The following is a 4,813-nucleotide window of genomic DNA, read 5'->3' on the forward strand; positions in this document are numbered from 1 at the left end:
GCCACTTCTGGTTGTTGCCGCCGTGGCAGCCGTAGATCTGGACCTTGACGCCGTTGCCGGTGCCGGCGGCGTCCAGGCACTTGTTGCCGTAGACCTTGAACTCACCGGCGGCGGTGTAGGTCCACTGCTGGTTGGGGTTGGTGTGGCAGTCCCACAGGGCAACCTGGGTGCCGTCGGTGGTGCTGGAGCCGGGCACGTCCACGCAGCGGTTGGAGGCCACGCCCCGGATCTGCCCGGTACCGCCGCCCGTGGTCGGGGTGACGGTCGGTGTGGGGGTCGGGGTCGGGTTGGGGTCGGCGGCGTTGAGGGCGTTGAGGACCGAGGTGTAGGCGGCCTTCTTGTTGCCCGAGCTGTCGAACAGCAGGGGGGTGGTGTTGGCGCCGAGCCAGGAGTCGCTGTCGCGCACGCCCCACACGGTGATGCCGGTGCAGCGGGGCACGGCCAGGCAGTCGTTGACCACGTTGGCGTAGGTGGTGGCGGAGCCGCCCTGGATGTCGAGCTCGGTGATCTGCACGTCCACGCCGAGGGCGGCGAAGCTGGAGATGGTGGTGCGGTAGTTGCTGTTGTAGGCGCTGTTGCTGTTGAAGTGCGACTGCAGGCCCACGCAGTCGATCGGCACGCCGCGCTGTTTGAAGTCGCGGACCATGTTGTAGACGCCCTGGGTCTTGGCCCAGCTCCAGTTGTCGATGTTGTAGTCGTTGTAGCAGAGCTTGGCGGCCGGGTCGGCGGCGCGCGCGGTGCGGAAGGCGACCTCGATCCAGTCGTTGCCGGTGCGCTGCAGGTTGGAGTCGCGCCGGCCGCCGGAGTTGCCGTCGGCGAAGGCCTCGTTGACCACGTCCCAGGCGTAGATCTTGCCCTTGTAGTGGTTCATCACGCCGTTGATGTGGTTGATCATCGCCTGGCGCAGCGGGTTGCCCTCCATCGGCCGCATCCAGTTGGGCTGCTGGTTGTGCCAGGCCAGGGTGTGCCCGCGCACCCGCTTGCCGTTCTGCACGGCCCAGTTGTAGACCCGGTCGCCGCCGGAGAAGTTGAACTGGTTCTGGTTGGGCTCGGTGGCGTCGATCTTCATTTCGTTCTCGGCGGTGATCATGTCGAACTCGCGGTTCGCGATCGTCGTGTACTGCGAGTCGCCCATCCTGCTCGTCGAGATCGCGGCGCCGAAGTAACGCCCGCTCTGCTGGGCCGCCGCGCCCAGCGTGGACGCCGCCGCACCGGCCGAGGCGGCACCGGTGGAAGCGGCGCCGGCGGAGACCTGACCGGTCACCGCCGTGAGCGTGCCGAGCACGAGGGTGCCGAGGGCGCCGGCGACCAGGGCCCGGCGAAGGCCGCCGAGGGGTCGCCGGGTGCCGGGCGGGGGTATGGCGTTTGTGCCCATGCCTGAGCCTCCATAACTGCATCACAGAAACGCGGAAGCGGACAATCACCAGGGGAAATCCGCAGGATCGACGCCGCGTCCCGTCATTCGGGGAACGCGCACCACCGGGGCGTCGCGGTCGACGGCCCCTGCCTCCCACCACCGACTTGGCATGGGGCCGTCTCGGGGACTCAGTGTGGAAAGTATTACAAAATGTGTCAAGCTCATCCGGAAAGCTTCTGTGTCACTGTTTGTTACCCATGTCCTGCACCTGCGCCGACGCCTTCCGGCCTCCGGAAAGCCGCGGTCACGCCACCTGGACTGAGACGTCTTCTGTGAAATTTTCATCACATCGGCCTGTCCGGCTCGATGCGGTGATCCGTGAAACGCCAGATGAACCGTGTTCGCCTCTCGCCTCTTCCGGCATGCCATGTTTCGTACTCTTGACAGTTTCTCCCTGTCTCGTGTTTGCTCCGCTCCACCACCACAACCCTTCGATGGAGAAGGAGCCACAACCGGCGGGCGAGATGTTAGCGCTCACATCGCGTTGCTCTCCCGCTGTCCCCCCAGAAGGCACGCTCGGCGACCGTGAATCCCGGACAGACGCCACATCCGCGGGTTCCCTTCCCCTCACGGTCACAGATCTCTTGACAGGAGGCTTTCCCGCACGGCGAAAGCTCAGATCAGCGCGATACATCGGGCCCGGCGGCCCTCGGGTGACCGAGGACACCTGCGACGCGCCCGAGCCACCACGCCCGACCGCCAGACCCGCCACCGCATGACGTTCGTTGGCGAGTGATCCGAACAAAGACTGTCAGCGCTACACGAGCTGTCGGCAGTAACTGCTCTCAGCTGCTGGAAAGAGGTTGAGCATGCGTGGGTGGAGACGGTGGTTCAGCGCGGCGCTCCTGGCCGTGACCATGGTCGCCCTGGGGGCGGTCGTACAGACGAGTGCCGCCGGCGCGGAGTCCAACGGCGGAGTGCGGGTGATGCCGCTCGGCGACTCGATCACCGAAGGCACGCAGGTGCCGGGCGGATACCGCATCGGCCTGTGGCAGCGGCTGGTCTCCGGCCGGTACACGGTGGACTTCGTCGGGTCCCAGTTCAACGGGCCGGGCAACCTGGGTGACCACGACCACCAGGGGCACCCCGGCTGGCGCATCGACCAGATCGACGCGAACATCACCAACTGGGCGCGGACCCAGAATCCGCGCACGGTGCTGCTGCACATCGGCACCAACGACATCCTGCAGAACTACAACGTGTCCGGAGCGCCCCAGCGGCTGTCGACCCTGATCGACCGCATCACGACGACGGTGCCGGACGCGGACGTGTTCGTCGCCACCATCATCCCGCTGTCCAACTCCGGGCAGGAGGCCGCCGCCCGCACCTTCAACGCGGCCATCCCCGGCATCGTGCAGAACAAGGTCAACAGCGGCAAGCGCGTCCACCTGGTCGACATGCACAGCAAGCTGACCACGTCCGACCTGATCGACGGCATCCACCCCACCGCCGGCGGCTACGACAAGATGGCCGCCGCCTGGTACGCGGCACTCCAGTCGGTCTCCGGCAGCATCGGCCAGCCCGGCGACCCCAGCTCGACGCCGACCCCCTCGCCCGTGAACGGGCTCCGCGGCGTGGGTTCGGGCAGATGCCTGGACGTCGCCAACGTCTCGCAGGCCAACGGGGCCCTGGTCCAGATCTGGGACTGCAACGGCCAGAACAACCAGCGGTGGACGCAGACCGGCGCGGGTGAGCTCCGGGTGTACGGCAACAAGTGCCTGGACGTGGCCAACATGAGCACCGCCGACGGCGCCGTGGTGCACATCTGGGACTGCAACGGCCAGAACAACCAGAAGTGGCGCCTCAACAGCGACGGCACCATCACCGCCCTCGGCGCGAACAAGTGCCTGGACGTGCCCAACTACTCCACCGCCAACGGCGTCAAACTTCAGATCTGGTCCTGCAACGGCGCGCCCAACCAGCGCTGGACCCGCGTCTGACGCGGGTGAGGAGCAGGCAGGGGGCGGTCTCAGGAGCCGGGCAGCCGGCTCCAAGAGGCCGCCCCGGCGAAGTGTGAAGCCGGCGCGCGGTACCCATCGGCGTTCGTGTTCAGCTTGCACGGTGATAGGCGAGGTTCTCGACGCAAGCCGTTGTTAGCGCTAACAGTCTTCCTGGATCGCACGAGAGGAGCGCCGGGTGGGACCTGGCCCGAGGCGTCGCCCGCCCATCATGACGGACGTGGCGAAGGTGGCGGGCGTGTCGCACCAGACGGTCTCGCGTGTGCTCAACGAGCATCCCAACGTCAGCGAGGAGACTCGGACCCAGGTTCTGCGCGCGATCGACCTGCTGGGCTACCGGCGCAACCTCGTCGCGCGAGCACTGGTCACCAGGAACTCCCGCCGGCTGGGTGTCGTCAGCTTCGACACGACGCTGTACGGTCCCGCGAGCACGGTCTACGGCATCGAGCAGGCCGCCAGGAACGCGGGCTACTTCATCAGCATCGTGAGCCTTCGGACCATCGACAGGGCAAGGGTGCTCGACGCCATCGGCTATCTGACCGAACAGGGCGTGGAGGGCATCGTCGTGGTCGCCCCGCAGCGTTCGGCGGCCGAGGCGCTGGAGGACATGCCCGCCGGCATGCCGGCCGTGGCCGTCGAGGGCGGCCGGACGGACAGCGTGTCCGCGGTCAGCGTCGACCAGGTCGAGGGCGCCGTCCTGGCGACCCGGCACCTGCTGGACCTGCGGCACGAGACGGTCTGGCACGTCAGCGGTCCGGCCGACTGGCTGGAGGCGGAAGGCCGCGTGCGCGGCTGGCGCGAGGCGCTGACCGCCGCCGGCCGTCCGGTCCCCGACCTCCTGGCGGGCGACTGGAGCCCGCGCTCCGGCTACCGTGCCGGGCAGCGGCTGGCCGCGATGACCGACGAGGTCACCGCCGTGTTCGTGGCCAACGACCAGATGGCCCTGGGCGTGCTGCGGGCCCTCATGGAGCAGGGAGTGAGCGTCCCCGGCCAGATCAACATCGTGGGATTCGACGACATTCCGGAGTCGGAGTTCTTCTCCCCTCCCCTCACGACCGTCAGACAGGACTTCGGGGCCGTGGGCAGGCGCAGCATCGACGTGCTCGTGCGGCAGATCGAGATGGGGGAGCCGTACGCGCGCGAGCGTCACGTCGTGCTTCCCCGTCTCGTTCTCAGAGCCAGTACGGGAACAGTGCGCTAGCCGCCCGCGGAAGCAGGAAGGGCGTTGACAGCACGTGAATGTTAACGCTCACATCACGAAAGGAACACCCATGTTGCAAAGGATCTCGGCACTGATCGCGGTCGGTGCCGTCGCGTTGACGATGACGGGTTGCGGTGGCACGAGCGCGCCGGGCGGCTCCACCGACACCGGTAAGGTCGCCGACGACGGCAAGATCACGATGGGCTTCTCGCAGGTCGGTGCGGAAAGCGGCTGGCG

General features: G+C 67.6%; 3 protein-coding genes. 2 read left to right on the forward strand and 1 reads right to left on the reverse strand.

The window, feature by feature from the left end; all coding sequences use genetic code 11:
* Window positions 1–1,375 (reverse strand): endo-1,4-beta-xylanase (locus AB0F88_RS44200; protein WP_362698668.1); only part of this gene is annotated, 1,375 nt, incomplete at its 3' end.
* An 851-nt stretch (window positions 1,376–2,226) separates the two neighbouring features.
* On the opposite strand from AB0F88_RS44200, the gene AB0F88_RS44205 reads away from it, so the two are divergent.
* Together AB0F88_RS44205 and AB0F88_RS44210 are read left to right on the forward strand one after the other, a co-directional pair.
* Window positions 2,227–3,357 carry a lectin gene (locus AB0F88_RS44205; RefSeq protein ID WP_362698671.1) on the forward strand — a complete coding sequence of 377 codons (1,131 nt, stop codon included), beginning with the start codon at window positions 2,227–2,229 and terminating at the stop codon, window positions 3,355–3,357.
* A 229-nt stretch (window positions 3,358–3,586) separates the two neighbouring features.
* Window positions 3,587–4,576, forward strand: coding sequence for a LacI family DNA-binding transcriptional regulator (locus AB0F88_RS44210; protein WP_362698674.1), 990 nt, complete (start codon window positions 3,587–3,589; stop codon window positions 4,574–4,576).
* The last annotated feature ends 237 nt before the right edge of the window (window positions 4,577–4,813 follow it).

This window comes from Streptosporangium sp. NPDC023963 (assembly GCF_040639135.1).
Lineage (GTDB): Bacteria > Actinomycetota > Actinomycetes > Streptosporangiales > Streptosporangiaceae > Streptosporangium.

What these genes read in the sequence shown, in the direction of transcription:
- AB0F88_RS44210 (WP_362698674.1), top strand. Translation starts at nt 3,587, where the DNA reads ATGACGGACGTGGCGAAGGTGGCGGGCGTGTCGCACCAGACGGTCTCG.
- AB0F88_RS44205 (WP_362698671.1), top strand. Translation starts at nt 2,227, where the DNA reads ATGCGTGGGTGGAGACGGTGGTTCAGCGCGGCGCTCCTGGCCGTGACC.